The organism is Sphingomonas sp. Root710 (genome assembly GCF_001429065.1).
In the GTDB taxonomy this organism is placed as follows: Bacteria; Pseudomonadota; Alphaproteobacteria; order Sphingomonadales; family Sphingomonadaceae; genus Rhizorhabdus.
On record NZ_LMIB01000018.1, the window covers coordinates 20,095 to 39,745 of the forward strand.

Genomic DNA, 19,651 nt, shown 5'->3' on the forward strand with positions numbered 1-19,651 from the left:
TACCCAGCGCCGCCGCATGTGCAACAAAAAAATATGATCAACTTCATTACCTAATAGAAACAATAAAGTCAGTGAGGGGCTCATTATGATTCCAGCAAGATATTTTGGCCATCCCCACGAGGCCAAAACGAATTATCAGCGACGATCATCTGGACGAGATCGTTCACTCATAGCGTGCTCATCCAAATTTCTTGTAATATTGCAGTGCATTTTTAAGGATATGGGAAATTATATTATAATATATCGATTATGAGATGCCATATCACTTCATGCCAACAGCAACGGCGCCCAGCAGGGCGAGACCACCCCAATGAAGCGCAGAAAAGAAATCCAGCGAAAATCTGCTATAAATGAGACCGACACCGCCGCGCCCCCGGAGTTCTACCTATGACGAAGCTGCGGCAAACGGCGTCAATTCGCCGACAGGTCAGTGCCGCTGTGCCGGCCCCGAGCAGCGAAAAATCGGCTTGGTTGCGCGGCGCACCATCGAAGGAAACGCGCTGTTAACGGGTTTGCCCTACGGGTGACCCATGGGCCGGTGAGCCTCTTGACGGGATGACGTGCGTGCCCAAGCTGATTTTAACGGTCGATGACTCGCCCAGCATGCGAATGCTGCTGCGCAGTGCGCTTTCGCGACAGGGCTATGACGTCGCCGAGGCCGAGGACGGGCTAGCCGCGCTGGAGTGGCTGGCCGCCAATCAGCGCCCCGACCTGATGATCACCGACATCAACATGCCGAACATGGACGGTTACGGGCTGGTCGAGACGGTGCGCACGCAGGGCCCGTACAGCGACATGCCGATCCTTGTCCTGTCCACCGAAAGCTCCGACGAGAAAATGGCCCGCGCCCGCGAAGCCGGGGCCGATGGCTGGATCGTCAAGCCCTTCAATCCGGCGCAGCTCGAGTCCGCTGTCCGCCAGGCCGCCTTGTGACGGAGAACGCGCGTTGAAGCCTCCCGTCACTGCCCGTGTTCTTGTCGTCGATGACTCGGTCACGATGCGCGCCTTCTTCGGCGCGATCTTCGAGCGCGCCCCGGGCATCCTGGTCGTCGGCACGGCGGCCAGCGCCGCCGAAGCCCGCCAGCTGATGATCGAGAAGCGGCCCAATGTCGTGACCCTCGACGTCGAGATGCCCGGCATGGGCGGCCTCGAATTCCTCGAAGAGATCATGCGCGACCGGCCAACCCCGGTGATCATGCTCTCTTCGCTGACCCAGAAGGGCGCGGAGACCAGTTTCCAGGCGCTCGAGCGCGGCGCGGTCGATTGCTTTCCGAAACCCAGCTCGGAAAATCGCGATGAGTTCGCCGCCAAGCTCTGCTCGCTGGTGAAGGCCGCCGCCAACGGCAATGTCCGCTTCGCACGCTATGCCAAGGACGCACCGCCGCCGCAGGCGACCGCCGTCCAGCCCGCGCCGGTCGGCTATGACTGGAACGGCAAGGTCGTGCTGATGGGCACGTCGACCGGCGGCGTCGACGCACTGCTGCAGCTGCTGCCGTCCTTCCCCGCCGATTGCCCGCCCACGGTGATCAACCTGCAGATCGAGCCCGGCTTCGTGCCGCCCTTGTTCCAGCGGCTGAAGACGCTGTGCCACGCCAAGGTGGTACCTGCCGAGGACGGCCGGCCGTTGCGCCGCGGCGAAATCCAGATCGTCACCGATCCCGCGACCCATGCGGTGCTCGATCGCTGGCCCGACCCTTCGGTGCGGCTGATCGCGTCGAACCCGGTCAATGGCATCCGCCCTTCGGCGAGCCTGTTGTTCGCCACCGCGGCCAAGACCGCCGGCGCCAATGCGGTCGGGGTCATCCTGACCGGGATGGGCTCTGACGGCGTCGCAGGGCTCAAGGCGCTGCGCGCGACCGGTGCGCACACCATATCGCAGGATTCGCTGACCTGCCTGGTCGACCAGGCCCCCGCCGCCGCGCGCGAAGCCGGGGTGATCGAACGCGACCTGCCGCTCGACCGGATCGCGGGCGCGATCCTGGAGAATTGCCGCCGCATCGCCGATGCGGCCTGACGCATGGATGCTGGGCCGGGGGGCGCTAATGACATCGATCAGCCACGAAGACCTTCTCGCGATGCTCGCCGATGAACTCGACGCGGCGCGCGCTCAGCTAGAGGCGCTCGGGGTCACGCTGATCGGAGACGCCAATGTCGCCACGCGGCACATGACCGAGCTTCAGTCGCTCGACCATGTCGGCCAGCGCTGCGCGTCGATCGCCTCGATCCTGCGCGCGGACGACCTCCACGCCGCAAGCCATGCCGCGAAGCTCGAGAGCATCCCGGCGCGTCTGGCGACGCTCAATCAGAAGACACACTAAACTATCCACCACCGTCATTCCCGCGAAGGCGGGAATCCATATTCTCGAAGGCTCGAACCTCTTGCGCTTCGGAGGTTATGGATCCCGCATTCGCGAGGATGACAGAAGAGAAGCCGCCTATCTGAACGGCGGCTCGTCGAACGCGCGAAGCTTACGGCTGTGTAGACGCGCCCCTTCGCCGCGCAGCAGGCCGACCGCGGCGATGCCGATCTGGAGATGTTCGGCGATCGCGCGCTCGTAGAAGCGGTTGGCCTGGCCGGGCAGCTTGATCTCGCCATGGATCGGCTTGTCGGAAACGCACAGCAGCGTTCCATAGGGCACGCGAAAGCGATAGCCCTGCGCCGCCAACGTCGCCGATTCCATGTCGATCGCGACCGCGCGGCTCTGGCTGAAGCGTAGCGCCGAGGCGGTGTAGCGCAGCTCCCAGTTGCGGTCGTCCGAGGTCACCACCGTTCCGGTGCGCATCCGCAGCTTCAGCTGCTCGCGGCTTTCGCCCGAGACGATCTCGGCGGCGTGGGTCAGCGCCTGTTGCACCTCGGCGATCGCTGGGATCGGGATCTCAGGGGGCAGGACGCTGTCGAGCACATGATCGTCGCGCAGATAGGCGTGCGCCAGCACATAGTCGCCGATCCGCTGGCTGGGGCGCAGGCCGCCGCAATGGCCGATCATCAGCCACGCCGCGGGCCGCGTCACCGCCAGATGGTCGGTGATCGTCTTCGCGTTGGACGGGCCGACGCCGATATTGACCAGGCTGATCCCCGACCCGTCGGGGGCGACGAGATGATAGGCGGGCATCTGATGCTTGCGCCATGCACTGTCGGCAATCGCCTGCTTCGGGTCGGGATCGCCGGGACGGATCTCCACGCCGCCCGCGCCGCTGAGCATCGTATAGCGGCTGTCGCCGTCGAGTTGTTCGATCGCCCAATGGACGAACTCGTCGACATAGCGGTGATAGTTGGTGAACAGGATATAGTTCTGGACATGGGCCGGCGGCGTGCCGGTGTAATGGCGCAACCGCGCGAGGCTGAAATCGACGCGCGGCGCATCGAACAGCGCGAGCGGGCGGGGTATATTCTCCTCTTGCACCCACAGGCCGTCGGCCAGTTCGTCGCCAATGTGGGATAATTCGGTCGACGGGAAGATCCGCGCCAGGTCCACCGGCGCGGCCCCGGTGAGGTCGAGGTCGTCGCCCGCATCGAGGACATAATTATAGGGAATCTCGGTCTTGCTGACGCCAGCCTCGACCGTCACCCCGAAATCATCGACGAGCAGGTCGATCTGCTGCGCGAGATATCCGGCGAACAGCGCGGGCTGGGTAACCGCGATCGCATAATCGCCCGCCGCCTGGAGCCGTCCATAGGCGCGGCCGAGCGGGCCGGGGTTGCGCGCGCCGTCATAGCGCAGCCGGATTTCGGGATAGGCGAAGGCGCCATTGCCGCGCATCGCGGGATCGGGGCGTTCGCCGGTTCGGATATAATGGGTCAGCGCGGCGCGCAGCCGGGAAACCGATTGCTGATAGATCGCGTCGAGCTGACCGACGATTTCAAGACTTTGGGTGGATGGCAATTAGGACTCCTCATGCATTTTCATAGCTGCCCGAGCATGTGCTCGGCGCTGCTCACATTATAGTCGCGCGGCGCTTCGACATTCAGGGTGGTGACGACGCCGTCCTTGACGATCATCGAGAAGCGCTGCCCGCGCAGGCCGAGGCCCGCGCCGCTCGCGTCCATCGTCAGGCCGATCGCCTTGACGAAATCGGCATTGCCGTCGGCGAGCATCGACACCTTGCCGTCGGCGCCCGCTGCCTTGCCCCAGGCGCCCATCACGAAGGCGTCGTTGACCGCGGTGCAGACGATTTCGTCGATACCCTTGGCGCGGAGTTCATCGGCTTTCTCGATGAAGCCGGGCAGGTGCTTGGCCGAACAGGTGGGCGTGAAGGCCCCGGGCACCGAGAAGAGCGCGACGGTGCGGCCGGAGAATAGCGCGTCGCTGGTCACGTCGGCGGGGCCGTCGTCGGTCATCACCTTGAAGGTCGTCGCGGGGATAGGGTCGCCGGTGCCGATCGCCATCTGTTTCTCCTGTCTTTTCCGCCCCATGGCGGTGGTAGCACCGCCATGTTGCAGTTTATGCGGCGCGATTGCGAGCCTTAATCCGACCGCGCGCACCCTGGGCCGCGGTCATACGCGTTCGCGTATCTTCAGCAGCAGCGGCGCGAGGAACGGCGCGATCCGCATCAGCCGCATCGCGCGCCGCCAGCGCGGACTGCGGTTGTCCACGCCGAGCCGGACGAGCTCGGCCACCCCGGCCCGGCTGTCCCCGGCGGCGATGCGGGCGAAGGCGTCCTCCACCGCCATGTCACGTTCGATCCGCGCGCACATCTCGCCGGCCGCCGCCGCTTCGGGCCGCCCGGCCAGTTCGCGGCGCGCCTTGTCCATCACCGCATGGGCGGTGCGCAGCATCACCGGCGTGTTACCCGACATCTGCCCCTCGCGGCGGCGATAGCGCGCCAGCGGGCGCGGCACATAGGCCAGTTCCCACCCGGCCGCGAGCAGGCGGATCCACGCGTCGAGGTCCTCGGACGATTTCAGTCCGGTGTCGAAACCGCCAATCCCCTCGATCGCCTCCCGCCGCATCGCGGTCAGACCGAAGATATTGAACTCGCGCCGAATGACGCGCTCCAGCGTCGCGGGCAGGGCCTGGGCACAATAGGAGGAGAAGCGTTCGCCGACGCGGTCCGCGCCGAAGAAGGTGGCGTCACCGGTGGCAAAGCCGATCCGCGGGCTGGCCTCGATCGCGGCGATCATCGACGAGACGAAGTCGGGCTCCAACATGTCGTCGCCGTCGAGCAGCGCGACATAGGGGGTGTCCGAGACGGCGATCGCCCGGTTGCGCGCGGTGGGCAGCCCGCCATTGTCGGTTCGCAGGAAGCGGATGCGCGGATCGGCGAGATAGGGTTCGACATAGGGTGCGACCCGCGCGTCGCCATCGTCGACGACGATGGCACGCCAGTCGCCACGATCCTGCGCGAGCACCGAATCGAGCGCATCGGCAAGCATGGTGGTGACCCCATAGGCGGGGATGACGATGGTGATCGCGGCGGGGACGCCCCCGCCTGCATCTTCGCTCCCCGCTTCCCCGCTTTTCGTCGCCATGGAGGAGGACTATAAAAGCTGGCGATGGATGCGCCAGCCTCTCTCCGCGGACAATATCTACTCGCCATGCCCGGCATCGGCGATCCGCGGTTCGAGAAGGCGGTGATCGCGATGTGCGCGCATGACGACGAGGGCGCACTCGGCGTCGGGGTCGACCGGGTCATGCCCGGCATCACCCTCCACCAGCTGCTCGAACAGCTCGAGATCGAACCGGGGGTGGCCCCCGACTGCCCTATCCATGCGGGCGGGCCGGTCGAGCCGCAGCGCGGTTTCGTCCTGCACAGCACCGACTGGACCGGCGGCGACACCCTGCTCGTCGATGGCCGCTGGGGGCTGACCTCCACCCTCGACATACTGCGCGCGATCAGCGCGGGCGAAGGGCCGAAGCACTGGCTGGTCGCGCTCGGCTATGCGGGCTGGGGCGAAGGCCAGCTCGATGGCGAGATGCGCCGCCATGGCTGGCTCGCGACTCGGGGCGAGGACAGCCTGTTATTCGAGCATGACGCTCCGCGGCGATGGGATGCCGCAATGCGATCGGCCGGTATCGATCCACGCCTGCTCGCATCGACCAGCGGCCAGGCGTAGACAAGGCGACACCCTGGCCGTGCACTAGGCATCTCATTACGGTATCGCACTGAATTAGTTATACTTTCAGACCGGCCCTTAACCACCTTCCGCAAGACTTGCTCAAGGCTTCGCGTCAATCTTCCGGCGGGGTAGCGGCTCGGTGGGAGCCGCCTTCAGGGGCAGGGACTTTCCGATGCGGAGATTTTTGTGCGCGGCTGCGGCCGTGCTGTCGGCGGTGTCGCCGGCGAATGCCGGCTGCTGGTCGACGGACCATGCGAGCGCGGCGCGGGTGCGCGATCTCCAGACCTTCCTGATGGTCGAGACGCTGCGGTGCCAGGCAATGGGGTTCAACATCTCCGCCGATTATAACGCCTTCGTGCGCGGCAACCGTGGCGCGATCGGCGCGGCCAACGACCGGATCAAGGCCTTCTTCATCGGCTCGGCGGGACCGGTCTACGGCCAGACCGCCTATGACCGCTTCACCACCTCGCTCGCCAACGCCTATGGCGCGGGCAAGACCAATGCCGACAGCTGCGAGGGCGCGCGCAGCGTCGCCGCCGAGGCCGCGCTGATGGCCAATTCGCGCGAAGGGCTGGAAATGATTGCCGACCGCCAGGGGCTGAACCCGGCGCTGCCGGGCGGACGATGCGGGCAGGAGACGATGGCGGTGGTGGGGCGCTAGCCCGAGCCCCCTCCCGCGTGCGGGAGGGGAGTATGTCGCATATAAAGAAATCTTTATATTTGCATCGCAGCAGCTCTGTCGCTATTGCGCCCGGCATTGCCGCCGGTGTCCCCGGCTGCCCCAGCCCCAAGGAGAAGCCCGGTGGCTACCGCCGTTGCGACCAAGACGAACGATTATGTCATTGCCGATATCGGTCTCGCCGACTTCGGCCGCGCCGAGATCAACATCGCCGAAACCGAGATGCCGGGCCTAATGGCGCTGCGCGCCGAATTCGGCGCGTCGCAGCCGCTGAAGGGCGCGCGCATCACCGGTTCGCTGCACATGACGATCCAGACCGCGGTGCTGATCGAAACGCTGACCGCGCTCGGCGCCGAGGTCCGCTGGGCGACCTGCAACATCTTCTCGACCCAGGACCATGCCGCCGCCGCCATCGCCGCGTCGGGCGTGCCGGTATTCGCGGTCAAGGGCGAGAGCCTGGCCGATTATTGGGACTATGTCGGCGACATCTTCAACTGGGGTGCCGACGGCGACGGCCAGACCGCCAACATCATCCTCGACGATGGCGGCGACGCCACGATGTTCGCGCTGTGGGGCGCGAAGCTCGAAGCCGGCGCGACGCTGGGCGAGCCCGAGAATGAAGAGGAAGTCGAGTTTCAGCGCGCGCTGAAGGCGTTCATCGCCAAATATCCGGGCTACCTGACCCGGACCGTCAAGAATCTGAAGGGCGTGTCCGAAGAGACCACCACCGGCGTTCACCGCCTGTACGAGATCGCCAAGAAGGGCGAGCTGCCCTTCCCCGCGATCAACGTCAACGACAGCGTCACCAAGTCGAAGTTCGACAATCTCTATGGCTGCAAGGAATCGCTGGTCGACGCGATCCGCCGCGCCACCGACGTCATGCTCGCCGGCAAGATCGCCTGCGTCGCTGGCTTCGGCGATGTCGGCAAGGGATCGGCCCAGTCGCTGCGCAACGGCGGCGCCCGCGTGATGGTGACCGAGATCGATCCGATCTGCGCGCTCCAGGCGGCGATGGAAGGCTTCGAGGTCGTGACGATGGAAGAGGCCGTCAAGCGCGCCGACATCTTCGTCACCGCGACCGGCAATGCCGACGTGATCACCGCCGACCACATGGCCGCGATGAAGCCGATGTCGATCGTCTGCAACATCGGCCATTTCGACAGCGAGATTCAGATCGCCGCGCTGTCGAACTACAAGTGGACCGAAGTGAAGCCGGGCACCGACCTGGTGCAGTTCCCCGACGGCAAGCAGATCATCGTGCTCGCCAAGGGCCGCCTGGTGAACCTCGGTTGCGCGACCGGCCATCCGAGCTTCGTGATGTCGGCGAGCTTCACCAACCAGACGCTCGCGCAGATCGAGCTGTGGACGCGTGGTGACCAGTATAAGAACGAGGTCTATGTCCTGCCCAAGCATCTCGACGAGAAGGTGGCGGCGCTCCACCTCGAGAAGCTCGGCGTCCAGCTGACCAAGCTGACCCCGAAGCAGGCGGGCTATATCGGCGTGAGCACCGAAGGGCCGTTCAAGCCGGACCACTATCGTTATTGATTGATACGAGGAGGGGCCGGTTCGCGCACCTCCTCGTCCTCCCCGCCCTTCGGCTGCCTTACAGGCGCTCAGGATAAACTTCAGCCAAAGGCTGAAGGCGGGGATCCATAACCTCCGAACCGCAAGAGGTTCGAGCCTTTGAGAATATGGATTCCCGCCTGCGCGGGAATGACGATGGGCTTGTACGCGCATCGTGCCACGCCATTGCGGCGCGCCGACTGCGACCCTAGAAGCGTGCCATGTCCGACATGATCCAGCTCGATCCGATCGCCGCGCTGATGCTTGCGATCATCGTCGCGCTGTGGGTGGCGGCGGCGGTCGCGGCGATCATCATGGGGTTGCGGCGCGACGCGGTCGCCAAGGCGCGCGCGCGCGATATCGAGCGGCAGGCCGCCTTGATCGGGACCGCCCCCGCTTTGCCCTTCCGCGTCGGCCTCGACGGCCGCGTCGCCGCTGATAGCCGCCTGGCTCATTGGCTGGGACTGCCCGCCGTCCCCCTCAGCATCGACGCCATGGCCACGTACGATGGCGGCGGCATATCGGTGGTCGACGCCGAGGGGCTGGCCGCCGACGTCGCTGCCGCCAATCAGGCGGGACGTCCGTTCGAACGCGTGCTCCACCTCAGCGGTACCGACCGGGTGCTGATGGCGCGCGGCCGGCCCGCCCCTGCACCGATTGGCGACGGGGTGATCATCTGGCTGTTCGATCACAGCGACAGCGAGCGGATCATCACCCGCCTGTCGGACGAGGCCGCCGCGATCAGCGATGCGCTCGACAGCTGCCTCGCGCTGATCGAGGCCGCGCCCTTCCCGATGTGGCATCGCGGCCCCGACCTGAAGCTCGCGCTGGTCAATTCGGCCTATGTCGCGGCGGTCGAAGGGAACAGCGCGGAGGATGTGGTCACCCGCGGGGTCGAGCTGATCGACGCCGCCGAGGGCCGCGCCCCCCGCGCCACCGCGCTCGCGGCGCGCGACACCGGCCGGATCAACACCAATGTCGTCCCCGTCACCCTGTCGGGCCAGCGCCGGACGATGCGGATCGTCGACGTGCCGATGGGCGAGCATGGCGTCGCGGGCTATGCCTTCGACATCCAGGACCTCGAGCAGACCCGCGCCGAGCTGGGCAGTTTCCAGGAGGCGCAGCGCGAGCTGTTCGACCGTCTGTCGGCGGGCGTCGCCCAGTTCGCGCCCGACCGCAGCCTCGTCTTCTACAACCAGCCCTTCCTGCAATTCTTCGGACTGGCGCCCGAATGGCTGGCCGACCGGCCCGAGTTCGATCGGGTGCTGGAGCGGATGCGCGAGACCCAGCGCCTGCCCGAGGCGCGCGATTTCCCCGGCTGGAAGACCGAGCGACGCGCCTGGTTCAACGCGGTCGACGCCATCGAGGAGACCTGGACCGTGCCCGGCGGCCAGCATCTGCGCGTCGTGGCGCAGCCGCTGCCCAATGGCGGGCTGCTGCTGTTCTTCGAGGACCGCACCGAGCAGGTGAAGCTTTCGAGCGACCGCGACACGCTGCTCCGCGTCCGCGCCGCGACCTTCGACAATCTGTTCGAGGCGATCGGCGTGTTCGCCTCGGACGGGCGGCTCCACATCTGGAACCAGGGCTTCCGCGACATCTGGGGCCTGTCCGACGCCGACGTCGCGCAGAATCTCCGCGTCGACGCGATGGTCGAGCTGGTCGCCGCCAAGCTCGCCGATCCGTCGCGCGCGCAGCTGCTGCGCGAACTTGTCCGCATCGCGACTGTCGACCGCCAGGCGCGCACCGGGCGGATGGCGCTTGCCGATGGCCGCTATTTCGACTTCGCAGTGGTGCCGCTGCCCGACGGCAACGCGCTGTTCACCCTGCTCGACATCACCGCCTCGCGCGGGATCGAGGAGGCGTTGCGCGGCCGCGCCGACGCGCTGGAGGAAGCCGACAAGCTCAAGACCGCCTTCGTCGCGAACATGAGCTACGAACTGCGCGTGCCGCTGACCTCGATCGCCGGGTTCGCCGAACTGCTCGATGCGGGTTATGCCGGGGAGCTCCCCGCCGTCGCCAGCGAATATGTTAAGGCGATCCTCGCCTCGGTCGGCCGGCTCGGTTCGCTGGTCGAGGACGTGCTCGACCTGACCCAGGGGGCGGCCGGCAACCTGCCGCTGGCGGAGGAACATGTCGACATCGGCGGGCTGCTGGGCGAGGCGATCGAGGCCGCAGAACGCCCCGCAGCCGCCAAGCCGGTGTCGCTGGTCGTCGACATCGAAGCCGAACTGGGGCTGATGCGCGGCGACCCGCGCCGCCTGCGCCAGATCGCCGATCACCTCCTCAACAATGCGATCAGCTATACGCCCCCCAAGGGCCGCGTCACGATCCGTGCGCATGGCGACGACGACATGATCATCTGGACGGTGTCCGACACCGGACAGGGCATGGACGCCGCCCAGCGCGCCCGCGTGTTCGACAGCTATCCGCGCATCGACGCGAATAATGAGGAGGGCAAGCAGCTGATCGGCATCGGCCTGCCGTTGACCCGCCAGCTGGTCGAAGCGCATGGCGGCTCGATCGCGCTTGAAAGCGAGCCGGGCCGGGGGACGACGGTGACCATCCACCTGCCCCGGCGGCATGGCGAGGCGTTCGAATAAGGTGCACGGCTTTTGGAATCGTCATCCTGCACTTGTTTCAGGATCCACTCCGAGCCCTGGAGAAAGCCCTGAGGCTCATGCGACCATCATCCGTGTCACCGCCAGGATCGTCTCTGCCTCCCGGTGGGTGCTGAAACAAGTTCAGCAGGACGAGTTCCGGGCGTCGTGATACGCCTCATCGGACCCGACACAACCGCCGCCGCCGGCGCATCCCTCGCCAGGGTCCTGCGCCCCGGCGACGTCGTCGCGCTGGCGGGCGACCTGGGCGCGGGGAAGACCAGCTTCGCACGCGGCTTGATCGAAGCCCTGGGTTTCAGCGGCGAAGTACCCTCGCCCAGCTTCCCGATCGTCATCCCCTATGCACCGCCCGAGCTCAGCCTGCCGCTCTGGCATGTCGACCTCTACCGGATCGACGATCCTGAGGAGATCGAGGAACTCGGCCTCGACGAGGCGCGCGGCGACAGCGCGCTGCTGATCGAATGGCCCGAGCGGATGGGCTCGATGCTGTGGCCCGATGCTTTGCGCCTCACCATCGAAAGGGACGGCGACGATGCACGCCGCTTGACTTGGCAGGCGCCCGCGGCATGGGAGGGCCGATGGCCGCTTCGATGATTCCCCCTGCCCACGCACCCGCCTTTCTCGACCGCGCCGGATGGGGCGGGGGAGCGATCCTGCCTCTCGCCGGGGACGCCAGCTTTCGCCGCTATTTCCGCGTCGTGCGCGGTGCGGACAGCGCGGTATTGATGGATGCGCCGCCCGAACATGAGGACAGCCGCCCCTTCCTCGCGGTTGCGCGCCACCTCGAAAAAATCGGTTTCCGCGCGCCACGTATCCTGGCCGAGGATCTGGAGCAGGGGCTGATCCTGCTCGAGGATTTCGGCGATGCGCGGATGAAAGAGGTGATCGAGGCCGATCCCGTCGCCGAGACCCGCATCTATGCCCAGGCGATCGACCTGCTCGCCGATCTCCATGGCGCGGCGAACGGCGGGCTGCCGCCCTATGACATGGCGGTTTACCAGCGCGAGGCGGGGCTGTTCCCGGAGTGGTACATGCCCGCGGTCGGACTTGAGGCCGATGCCGCCAACTATGCCGCGGCGTGGGACGAGGCGCTCGCCCCGATCGCGCGCGACCAGTCGATCACCGTGCTGCGCGACTATCATGCCGAGAATATCATGCTGCTCGGCGACGGCAGCCTCGGCCTGCTCGACTTCCAGGACGCGCTGGCCGGCCACCCCGCCTATGACCTCGTTTCGCTGCTGCAGGACGCGCGCCGCGACGTACCGGAAGCGGTCGAAGCCGCGATGATCGCGCGCTACGCCGAACGCCGCCCGTTCGACGCCGCCGCCTATGCCCTGCTCGGCGCGCAGCGCAACGCCAAGATCCTCGGCATCTTCACCCGGCTGTGGAAGCGCGACGGCAAGCCACGCTACCTCGCCTTCCAGCCGCGCGTCTGGGGCTATCTGGAACGCGATCTGGCGCATCCTGCGCTGGCTCCGGTCAAGGCATGGTTCGACGCATATGTACCGACCGAGAAGCGCGCTGCGCACTGGAACGCCGCATGAGCGAGATCAACACCGCGATGGTCCTCGCCGCAGGCCTCGGCAAGCGGATGCGGCCGCTGACCGCGACGCGGCCCAAGCCGCTGGTCGAAGTGGCGGGCAAGCCGTTGCTCGACCATGTCCTCGATCGCATCCGCGCGGCGGGGATCGGCAAGGTCGTGGTCAACGTCCATTATCTCGCCGATGCGCTCGAAGCGCATCTCAGGCGCCGTGCAGCCGATCTCGACATCAAGGTGTCGGACGAACGCAGCCTTCTGCTCGAAACGGGGGGCGGGATCGCCAAGGCGCTGCCGCTCATCGGTGAGGACAGCTTCCTGATCGCCAACAGCGACAATCTGTGGATCGACGGGCCGCGCGACGCGATCACCCTGCTCACCGAGCATTGGGATGAGGAGAGGATGGACGCGCTGCTGCTGCTCGTGCCCCTCGCCCGCGCCAATTGCCATAGCGGGCTCGGCGATTTCCATATGGACCCGGCCGGAAGGATCATCCGCCGTCGCCCATCCAAGGTCGCCCCGTTCGTTTACACCGGCATCCAGATCGTCTCGAAGCGGATGTTCACCGATATCCCCGAAGGGCCGTTCGGCTTCATGCTGCTGTGGGAACGCGCGATTGCGGCGGGCCGCGCCTATGGTTTTGTTCATCAGGGCCTCTGGTTCGACGTCGGCACTCCGCCCGCGATCGGCAAGACCGAGGCATTACTAGGACTGGCCTGACTCCACTCCCTTGGCAGCGAGGGGGGAGGCGTTAGAGTAGCTCTGGATGACCCGCCCCGCCGTCTTTACGATCCCCGCGCATCGCGCCTTTGCCGATGCGCTCGCGGGCGGGCTGATCGCGATGTTCGGGGGCGAACCGCTGGGCCTCGCGCGCGCCGCGATCCTCGTGCCCAACAACCGCGCCGCGCGCGCGATCAACGACGCCTTTGTGCGCCGCGCCGAGGGCGGGCTCCTGCTGCCCCGCCTCGTCGCGATCGGCGATCCCGAGCTCGACGAGCGGCTCGGCGGCCTGCTCGATCCGATCGGCAGCGACGATTCCGACCCTATCCCGCCTGCGATCGACCCGCTCGAACGGCAGATGATCCTCGCCCGGTTGACCGGCGAGGCGCGTGCGGCGGCGGGCGACCCGATCGACGGCGGCGAGGCGATCCGCCTGGCGGGCGAGCTGGGCCGCACCCTCGACCAGTTGCTGATCGAGCAGGTGCCGCCTGCGCGGCTGCGCGAACTGATCGACCTGCCCGATCTCTCCGAACATTGGCAGCGGTCGCTCGACATGCTCGACGCGATCCTGACCCGCTGGCCCGCCGAACGCGCCGCGCGCGGGCGGATCGACCTCGCCGAGCGCCGCAATCTGCTGCTCGACCGGGTGCGGCGCAGCTGGCGCGAGACTCCGCCGCCGGGGCCGGTGATCGCGGCAGGCATCAGCAGCACGACCCCAGCGGTGGCGAAATTGCTCGGTGTCGTTGCGCGGCTGCCGCGTGGCATGGTCGTGTTGCCCGGCGTCGATATCGAACCGAAACGCCGGAACGAGTGGGACGCGCTGGGCCCGCACAAAGCGGACGAAGAGGGAGCGCGGCCGCCACGGCCGATTGAGAGCCATCCGCAATTCGCCTTGAAGCGGCTGCTCGACCAGATGGGCGTGGGGCGCGACGAGGTGGAGAGCTGGCGCTGGGCGAGCGGGCGCGACGCGCGATCGGTGCGCGCCACCGCGATCGCAAACGCGATGGCGCCTGCGATCTTCACCGACAAATGGCACAGCCTGCCCCCCGAGGAGCGGCGGCTGACCGGGGTCCGCGCCATCGAGCTCGCCAACCCGTCCGAGGAGGCGCAGGTGATCGCGCTGGCGCTGCGCGAGGCGATCGAGACGCCGGGGCGGACCGCCGCGCTCGTCACCCCCGACCGCGTCCTCGCCCGCCGCGTCACCGCGCATCTCGCGCGCTGGGGGATCACCGCCGATGATTCGGCGGGCAGCCCGCTGTCGCTGACCCCGGCGGGGACGCTGCTGCTCGCGATCGCCGAAGCGGCGGCGGAGGGCTTCGCACCGGTGCCGCTGCTCGCCTTGCTCAAGCATCCGCTGGTCCGGCGCGGCGACGCGCGCGGGCCCTGGCTCGATGGCGCGCGCAAGCTGGACATCGCCTTGCGGGGGCCAAGGCCGCCGGGCGGACTCGATGGCGTCACCCGCTTTCTCGCCGATGGCGACCGCTATACCGCCCGCGTGCGCGCACCTGCACAGAGCTGGTGGGACGAGGTGCGGCCCCTGCTCGAACCGCTGGAAGCGGCCTTCACCCGGCCCAGCCTGGCCGCGCTCCTCCCCGCGCTGCGCGAAGCCGTCACGATCCTGTCCGACGACGCGGGCTGGTCGGGGCCCGATGGCCGCGCCGCCGCCGATCTGATCGCCGAACTGGAGGCTACAGCGCCGCTCGGGCCAGCCGAATTCCAGCCCGCCAGCCTCGGCCCGACGCTGCGCCTGATGATGGACGGCATCGCGATCCGCCCGCCGCAGGGCGGCCACCCCCGCCTGTCGATCTGGGGTCTGCTCGAAGCGCGGCTCCAGCACGCCGACCTTATGGTGCTGGGCGGGCTCAACGAGGGCGTCTGGCCCGCCTTGCCCAGCCCCGACCCCTGGCTCGCGCCGCGCATCCGCGCCGAACTCGGGCTGGGCGGGCTCGATGCGCGCATCGGGCTGTCGGCGCATGACTTCGCAATGGCGCTGGGCGCGCCCGAGGTGATCATCACCCGCGCCCGGCGCGACGCGCGCGCACCGACGATCGCGTCGCGCTTCTGGCTGCGGCTGGAGGCAATGACCGGCGGCATGACCCGCGAGCATCGCCTGCCCAACTGGGCGGCGGCGATCGACCGGCCCGCTGGGGAGCGCGTCCGCTTCGACCGGCCCGCCCCCGCTCCGCCGGTCGCGGACCGCCCGACCGTCATCGCCGTCACCAAGCTCGACCGGCTCCAGGCCGATCCCTTCGCCTTCTACGCCGACGCGATGATGCAGCTGCGCCCACTCGACGCGGTCGACGCCGACCCGACCCCAGCGTGGCGCGGCACCGCCGTCCACAACGTGTTCGAGACATGGATGAAGGTGGACGGCTGCGACCCCGACCGGCTGATTCCACGCGCGGAAACGATGCTGCGCGACATGGCGGCGCATCCGGTGATGCAGGCGCTGTGGGAGCCCCGGCTGATCGAAGCGCTGCGCTGGGTCGCCGAGCGGATGCGCGCGGCTGCCGCCGAGGGCCGCCGCCCGATCGCCGCCGAGGTCGACGGGCGGATCGAGGTCGCCGGGATCACGCTGAAGGGCAAGGTCGACCGGATCGACCGGCTGGCCGATGGCACGCTAGCGATCGTCGATTATAAGACCGGCAAGCCTCCGAGCGCGGCACAGGTCAAGGCGGGCTTCTCGATGCAGCTCGGCCTGCTCGGGCTGATCGCCGAGGAAGGCGGCTTCAAGGACGTGACCGGCCGGCCGCTGGTCTTCGAATATTGGTCGCTCGCCAAGGACCGGGACGCCTTCGGGCAGATCCGCTCGCCGGTCGGCGGGCGCAGCGAGATTTTGCCCGACGACTTCACCACCCACGCCGCTGGGATATTGACCCAGGCGGTGAAGCGCTGGCTCACCGGCGACGAACCCTTCACCGCGAAGATCGCGCCCGAATATTCGCCCTACGCCGATTATGACCAGCTGATGCGCTTCGATGAATGGTATGGGCGCGGCGATGGGGAGCCCGGCGCATGAGCGCGCGGATGAAGCCGCTCGATCCGCTGCTGCCGTCGCAGCGCGCCGCGTCCGATCCGCGCGAGCTGGTCTGGCTGTCGGCGTCGGCGGGCACCGGCAAGACCCATGTGCTGACCGCGCGGGTGCTGCGCCTGCTGCTCGGCGGGGCCGCGCCCGAGGCGATCCTCTGCCTGACCTTCACCAAGGCGGGCGCGGCCGAGATGGCCGAACGCATCCACCGCCGCCTGGCCCATTGGGCGGGCCTGAAGGACGATAGCAAGCTGGTGCAGGAGCTGACCCGCCTCGGCGAGGACAGCGGGCCCGAGGCGCTGAAGCGCGCGCGCCAGCTCTTCGCCCGCGTCCTCGACGCGCCGGGCGGCGGCCTGCGCATCCAGACGATCCACGCCTTCTGCCAGACGCTGCTGACCGGCTTTCCAGCGGAGGCGGGGCTGACCCCGGGCTTCCGCCCGATCGAAGGGCGCGAGGAGGCGGCGCTGGCACGGCGGACGCTCGCCGACATGCTCGACGCGGCGGCGCGGGGCGGCGACCTGGGGCTGATCGCCGATATCCAGGCCCTCAGCCTCCGGCTGGGCGAAGGCGGTGCCGAGGATTATCTGATCGACTGTTCCCGCGCGTCGGACGCCTTTGCGGCGCTGGGCGCGCGCGAGACGATCGAGCCTCGGCTGCGCCGGGCGTTCGGTGCACCGCTCGGCGATGTCGAGGAGGCGATCGAGCGCGGTTGCGCCGAGCTCGACCTCGGCTGCTTCCGCGCCATCGCCGCCGCCAATGCCGCGTGGAACACGGCGAGCGGGTTGCGCGACGCCGATATCCTCGCCCGCTTCCTCAGCGCCGATCCGAAAGCGCGCGCGGCGATGCTCGAAGAAGTGCTGTTCGTCGCGCTAACCAAGAGCTTCGAGCCGCGCAAATATCAGGCGGGGCTGATCAAGGCAGAGCCTGCCTATGCCGAGCATTGCGCAGGCCTTGCCGAACAGATCGGCTATCTGCTGTCGCTGCGCACCCGCGCCGCGCTGGCCGCGGTGATCGGCGCGGGGCTGCGCGCGGGGCAGAGCTATGCGCTGGCCTATGCCCAGGCCAAGCGCGCCGCCGGGCTGGTCGACTTCGACGACCTGATCCGCGCCGCCGTCCGCCTGCTCGACACGCCGGGTATGGGCGACTGGGTCCGCTTCAAACTCGACCAGACGACCGATCATATCCTCGTCGACGAGGCGCAGGACACCAATGCCGCGCAATGGTCGATCGTCGACCGGCTCGCCGAGGAGTTCTTCGCCGGGGCCGGCGCGCGCGGCGATGCGCTGCGCACCTTGTTCACCGTGGGCGACTTCAAGCAGGCGATCTTCGGCTTCCAGGGCACCGATCCGCGCGAATTCGAACGCGCCCGCCTAACCTTCGCGCTCAAGGCCTTGCAGGTCGATCGGGAGTTCCGCGGCCTTTCGCTGGATCGCAGCTTCCGGTCGGCGCCTGCGGTACTCGAAGTCGTCGACCGTCTGATCACCGACCTTGGCCACGAACAGCTGGGACTGTTCACGGCGACCGAAGCCCATGCCGCCCATAGCCCGATGCCGGGCCGGGTGACGCTGTGGAAGCCGCTCGCCCATGACGAGGCGATCGACGAGGACGGTGAGGAGGGCTTCGCCGACAATGTCACGCGCAGCTATGCCAGCCGCCTCGCAAAGCAGGTGCGGCAGTGGCTCGACGACCGCGTCTGGCTCGCCAGCAAAAAACGGCCGATCCGCCCCGAGGACATCCTCATCCTCGTCCGCCGCCGCGCCGACCTCGCCTCGCTGATCGTCGCGCGTCTCCATGCCGAGAAAGTGCCGGTGGCGGGCGTCGACCGGCTGCGCCTGACCGCGCCGCTGGCGGTCAAGGATCTGCTCGCCGCGGTGCGCTTCGCGGTCCAGCGCGAGGATGATCTGAGCCTCGCCGCGCTGCTCGTCTCACCTTTGTTCGGCTGGGACCATGACCGGCTCCATGCGGTCGGCTTCGGGCGCAAGGGCGCGCTGATCGACGCGGTGCGGGCAAAGGGCGGGGCCGAGGTCAACCAGGCGCTCGACGACATTCTCGGCCGCGCCGACTTCACCACCCCCTATCGCTTCCTCGAACATCTGCTGACCGGGCCGCTCGATGGCCGGCGCAAGCTGATCCGCCGGCTGGGCGCGGAAGCGCGCGACCCGATCGAGGAGCTGCTTGGCGCGGCGTTGCAGTTCGAAGCCACCGCGACCGCCTCGCTCCAGCGCTTCCTCGACTGGTTCGATCGCGGCGATGTCGAGATCACCCGCGACCCCTCCGCTCCGCTCGACGCGGTGCGGGTGATGACCGTCCATGGTTCGAAGGGTCTCGAAGCGCCGGTCGTCATCCTTGCCGACGCCACCGCCGATCCCGATCTGAGCCCTGACCGGCGGCTCGACTGGGCGATCGACGAGGCCGCGCCGATCCCGGTGCCGGTGCTGCGCCCGCGTAAGACCGAGATGGTCGACGCGCTGCGCGAGGAGGCCGAACATCTCGCCGCGCGCGAGCGTCAGGAACATTGGCGGCTGCTCTACGTCGCGCTGACCCGAGCGCAGGAGCATCTGGTGATCGGTGGCGCGCTGGGCATCCGCGCGCGGGGCGTCCCGCCGCCTTCAAGCTGGTATCAGGCGATCGAGCAGGCGATGGCGGGCCTGGGCAGCGAGCCCGAGGACGATGCGCTGTGGGGCAGTGCGCGCCATTATCGAGGCACGGTGAAGCCTGGCGCGGCCAGCGTCCCGGCCCGCCCGCGCGGAGAAACGCCGGTCCTCGCCGAACCGGCCTGGCTCCGCGCGCCCGCGCCGCTGGAGGCGCGCCCGCCGCGTCCGCTCGCCCCCTCGTCGATCGGCGCGGACGATGTCGCCGATCCGCCGCCGTCCACCGCGATGCGCGAGGCGGCGCGGCGCGGCACGCTGCTCCACGCGCTGTTCGAGCGCCTGCCCGCCATCGCCCCCGGCGACCGCCGAACCGCCGCCGAACGCTGGCTGCTCCGCTCGACGGGCGTCGAGGATGCGGGCTATGCGAGAGCGCTGGCCGAAGATGCCTGCCGGGTGATCGCCGATCCGCGCTTCTCCGCGATCTTCGGACCCGACGCGCTGGCCGAGGCGCCGATCGCCGCGGTCGTCGATGGCGAGGTGATCGCAGGCACGGTCGACCGTCTGCTGGTCCGCGAGGACCGCATCCTCGTCGTCGATTTCAAGACCGGCCGCCGCGCGCCCGCCGATCTGGATGCCGCCCCGCTCCACCATATCAAGCAGATGGCGGCCTATGCGGCGGCCCTAAGCGTCATTTTCCCAGGCCGCAGGGTCGAAGTGGCGCTGCTGTACACCGCGGGGCCGATCCTGATCGATATCCCCACGACCCTGCTGGAAACGCACAAGCCGGGCTTTAGGGGGGAGGAGCAAAAGCAGGGCGCAGGCCGTTGAGCATGGCCGAACGCCGTCCTACATCTCAG

At 68.1% G+C, this 19,651-nt stretch carries 15 protein-coding genes; 12 read left to right on the top strand and 3 right to left on the bottom strand.

The genetic code is table 11. The features are described from left to right. Window positions 1-555: 555 nt before the first annotated feature. Genes ASE00_RS20765 through ASE00_RS20775 form a run of 3 tightly spaced genes read left to right on the top strand, consistent with a single transcriptional unit; the run spans window position 556 to window position 2,318 of the window. Complete coding sequence (locus tag ASE00_RS20765) at window positions 556-933, top strand: response regulator (RefSeq protein WP_082594882.1); 378 nt, start codon at window positions 556-558, stop codon at window positions 931-933. Between the two features lie 13 nt (window positions 934-946). Continuing rightward, window positions 947-2,014 (top strand): chemotaxis-specific protein-glutamate methyltransferase CheB, encoded by a 1,068-nt coding sequence (cheB, locus tag ASE00_RS20770; RefSeq protein ID WP_235538779.1) that lies wholly within the window; start codon window positions 947-949, stop codon window positions 2,012-2,014. Window positions 2,015-2,042: 28 nt separating this feature from the next. Then, on the top strand, window positions 2,043-2,318 hold the full coding sequence (locus tag ASE00_RS20775; protein ID WP_056383828.1) for a hypothetical protein: 276 nt from the start codon (window positions 2,043-2,045) through the stop codon (window positions 2,316-2,318). Between the two features lie 117 nt (window positions 2,319-2,435). Here ASE00_RS20775 and ASE00_RS20780 read toward each other — a convergent pair whose 3' ends face one another. The 3 genes from ASE00_RS20780 to ASE00_RS20790 form a co-directional block, all read right to left on the bottom strand. After that, window positions 2,436-3,884, bottom strand: coding sequence for an AMP nucleosidase (locus ASE00_RS20780; protein WP_056383652.1), 1,449 nt, complete (start codon window positions 3,882-3,884; stop codon window positions 2,436-2,438). A 20-nt stretch (window positions 3,885-3,904) separates the two neighbouring features. After that, entirely contained in the window at window positions 3,905-4,387 is a 483-nt protein-coding gene (locus ASE00_RS20785; RefSeq protein ID WP_056383653.1) for a peroxiredoxin, read from the bottom strand. A 108-nt stretch (window positions 4,388-4,495) separates the two neighbouring features. Beyond that, window positions 4,496-5,470, bottom strand: coding sequence for a glycosyltransferase family 2 protein (locus ASE00_RS20790; RefSeq protein WP_056383654.1), 975 nt, complete (start codon window positions 5,468-5,470; stop codon window positions 4,496-4,498). Between the two features lie 24 nt (window positions 5,471-5,494). On the opposite strand from ASE00_RS20790, the gene ASE00_RS20795 reads away from it, so the two are divergent. The 9 genes from ASE00_RS20795 (at window position 5,495) to addA (ending at window position 19,622) form a co-directional block, all read left to right on the top strand. Beyond that, complete coding sequence (locus ASE00_RS20795) at window positions 5,495-6,055, top strand: YqgE/AlgH family protein (RefSeq protein ID WP_056383655.1); 561 nt, start codon at window positions 5,495-5,497, stop codon at window positions 6,053-6,055. Between the two features lie 175 nt (window positions 6,056-6,230). After that, window positions 6,231-6,719, top strand: coding sequence for a hypothetical protein (locus ASE00_RS20800; protein WP_156405533.1), 489 nt, complete (start codon window positions 6,231-6,233; stop codon window positions 6,717-6,719). Window positions 6,720-6,860: 141 nt separating this feature from the next. After that, complete coding sequence (gene ahcY / locus ASE00_RS20805; protein ID WP_056383657.1) at window positions 6,861-8,282, top strand: adenosylhomocysteinase; 1,422 nt, start codon at window positions 6,861-6,863, stop codon at window positions 8,280-8,282. Window positions 8,283-8,521: 239 nt separating this feature from the next. Further along, window positions 8,522-10,900 carry a sensor histidine kinase gene (locus ASE00_RS20810; RefSeq protein ID WP_056383658.1) on the top strand — a complete coding sequence of 793 codons (2,379 nt, stop codon included), beginning with the start codon at window positions 8,522-8,524 and terminating at the stop codon, window positions 10,898-10,900. A 165-nt stretch (window positions 10,901-11,065) separates the two neighbouring features. Beyond that, window positions 11,066-11,512 (top strand): tRNA (adenosine(37)-N6)-threonylcarbamoyltransferase complex ATPase subunit type 1 TsaE, encoded by a 447-nt coding sequence (gene tsaE, locus ASE00_RS20815; RefSeq protein WP_056383659.1) that lies wholly within the window; start codon window positions 11,066-11,068, stop codon window positions 11,510-11,512. After that, entirely contained in the window at window positions 11,509-12,462 is a 954-nt protein-coding gene (locus ASE00_RS20820; protein ID WP_056383830.1) for an aminoglycoside phosphotransferase family protein, read from the top strand. The genes tsaE and ASE00_RS20820 overlap by 4 nt, the downstream gene beginning before the upstream one ends. After that, window positions 12,459-13,175: a nucleotidyltransferase family protein gene (locus ASE00_RS20825; RefSeq protein WP_056383660.1), complete on the top strand. Its 717-nt coding sequence runs from the start codon at window positions 12,459-12,461 to the stop codon at window positions 13,173-13,175. The genes ASE00_RS20820 and ASE00_RS20825 overlap by 4 nt, the downstream gene beginning before the upstream one ends. A gap of 46 nt (window positions 13,176-13,221) precedes the next feature. Beyond that, on the top strand, window positions 13,222-16,194 hold the full coding sequence (addB, locus tag ASE00_RS20830) for a double-strand break repair protein AddB (protein WP_056383661.1): 2,973 nt from the start codon (window positions 13,222-13,224) through the stop codon (window positions 16,192-16,194). Further along, a complete protein-coding gene (gene addA, locus ASE00_RS20835; RefSeq protein WP_056383662.1) occupies window positions 16,191-19,622 on the top strand; it encodes a double-strand break repair helicase AddA in 3,432 nt (1,143 codons plus the stop codon). The genes addB and addA overlap by 4 nt, the downstream gene beginning before the upstream one ends. Window positions 19,623-19,651 lie beyond the last annotated feature (29 nt).

Coding starts and splice junctions, on each gene's coding strand:
- ASE00_RS20765 (WP_082594882.1), top strand. CDS start 556: ATGACGTGCGTGCCCAAGCTGATTTTAACGGTCGATGACTCGCCCAGC.
- ASE00_RS20775 (WP_056383828.1), top strand. CDS start 2,043: ATGACATCGATCAGCCACGAAGACCTTCTCGCGATGCTCGCCGATGAA.
- ASE00_RS20785 (WP_056383653.1), bottom strand. CDS start 4,387: ATGGCGATCGGCACCGGCGACCCTATCCCCGCGACGACCTTCAAGGTG.
- ASE00_RS20790 (WP_056383654.1), bottom strand. CDS start 5,470: ATGGCGACGAAAAGCGGGGAAGCGGGGAGCGAAGATGCAGGCGGGGGC.
- ASE00_RS20795 (WP_056383655.1), top strand. CDS start 5,495: ATGGATGCGCCAGCCTCTCTCCGCGGACAATATCTACTCGCCATGCCC.
- ASE00_RS20800 (WP_156405533.1), top strand. CDS start 6,231: ATGCGGAGATTTTTGTGCGCGGCTGCGGCCGTGCTGTCGGCGGTGTCG.
- ASE00_RS20810 (WP_056383658.1), top strand. CDS start 8,522: ATGTCCGACATGATCCAGCTCGATCCGATCGCCGCGCTGATGCTTGCG.
- ASE00_RS20820 (WP_056383830.1), top strand. CDS start 11,509: ATGATTCCCCCTGCCCACGCACCCGCCTTTCTCGACCGCGCCGGATGG.
- ASE00_RS20825 (WP_056383660.1), top strand. CDS start 12,459: ATGAGCGAGATCAACACCGCGATGGTCCTCGCCGCAGGCCTCGGCAAG.
- addB (WP_056383661.1), top strand. CDS start 13,222: ATGACCCGCCCCGCCGTCTTTACGATCCCCGCGCATCGCGCCTTTGCC.
- addA (WP_056383662.1), top strand. CDS start 16,191: ATGAGCGCGCGGATGAAGCCGCTCGATCCGCTGCTGCCGTCGCAGCGC.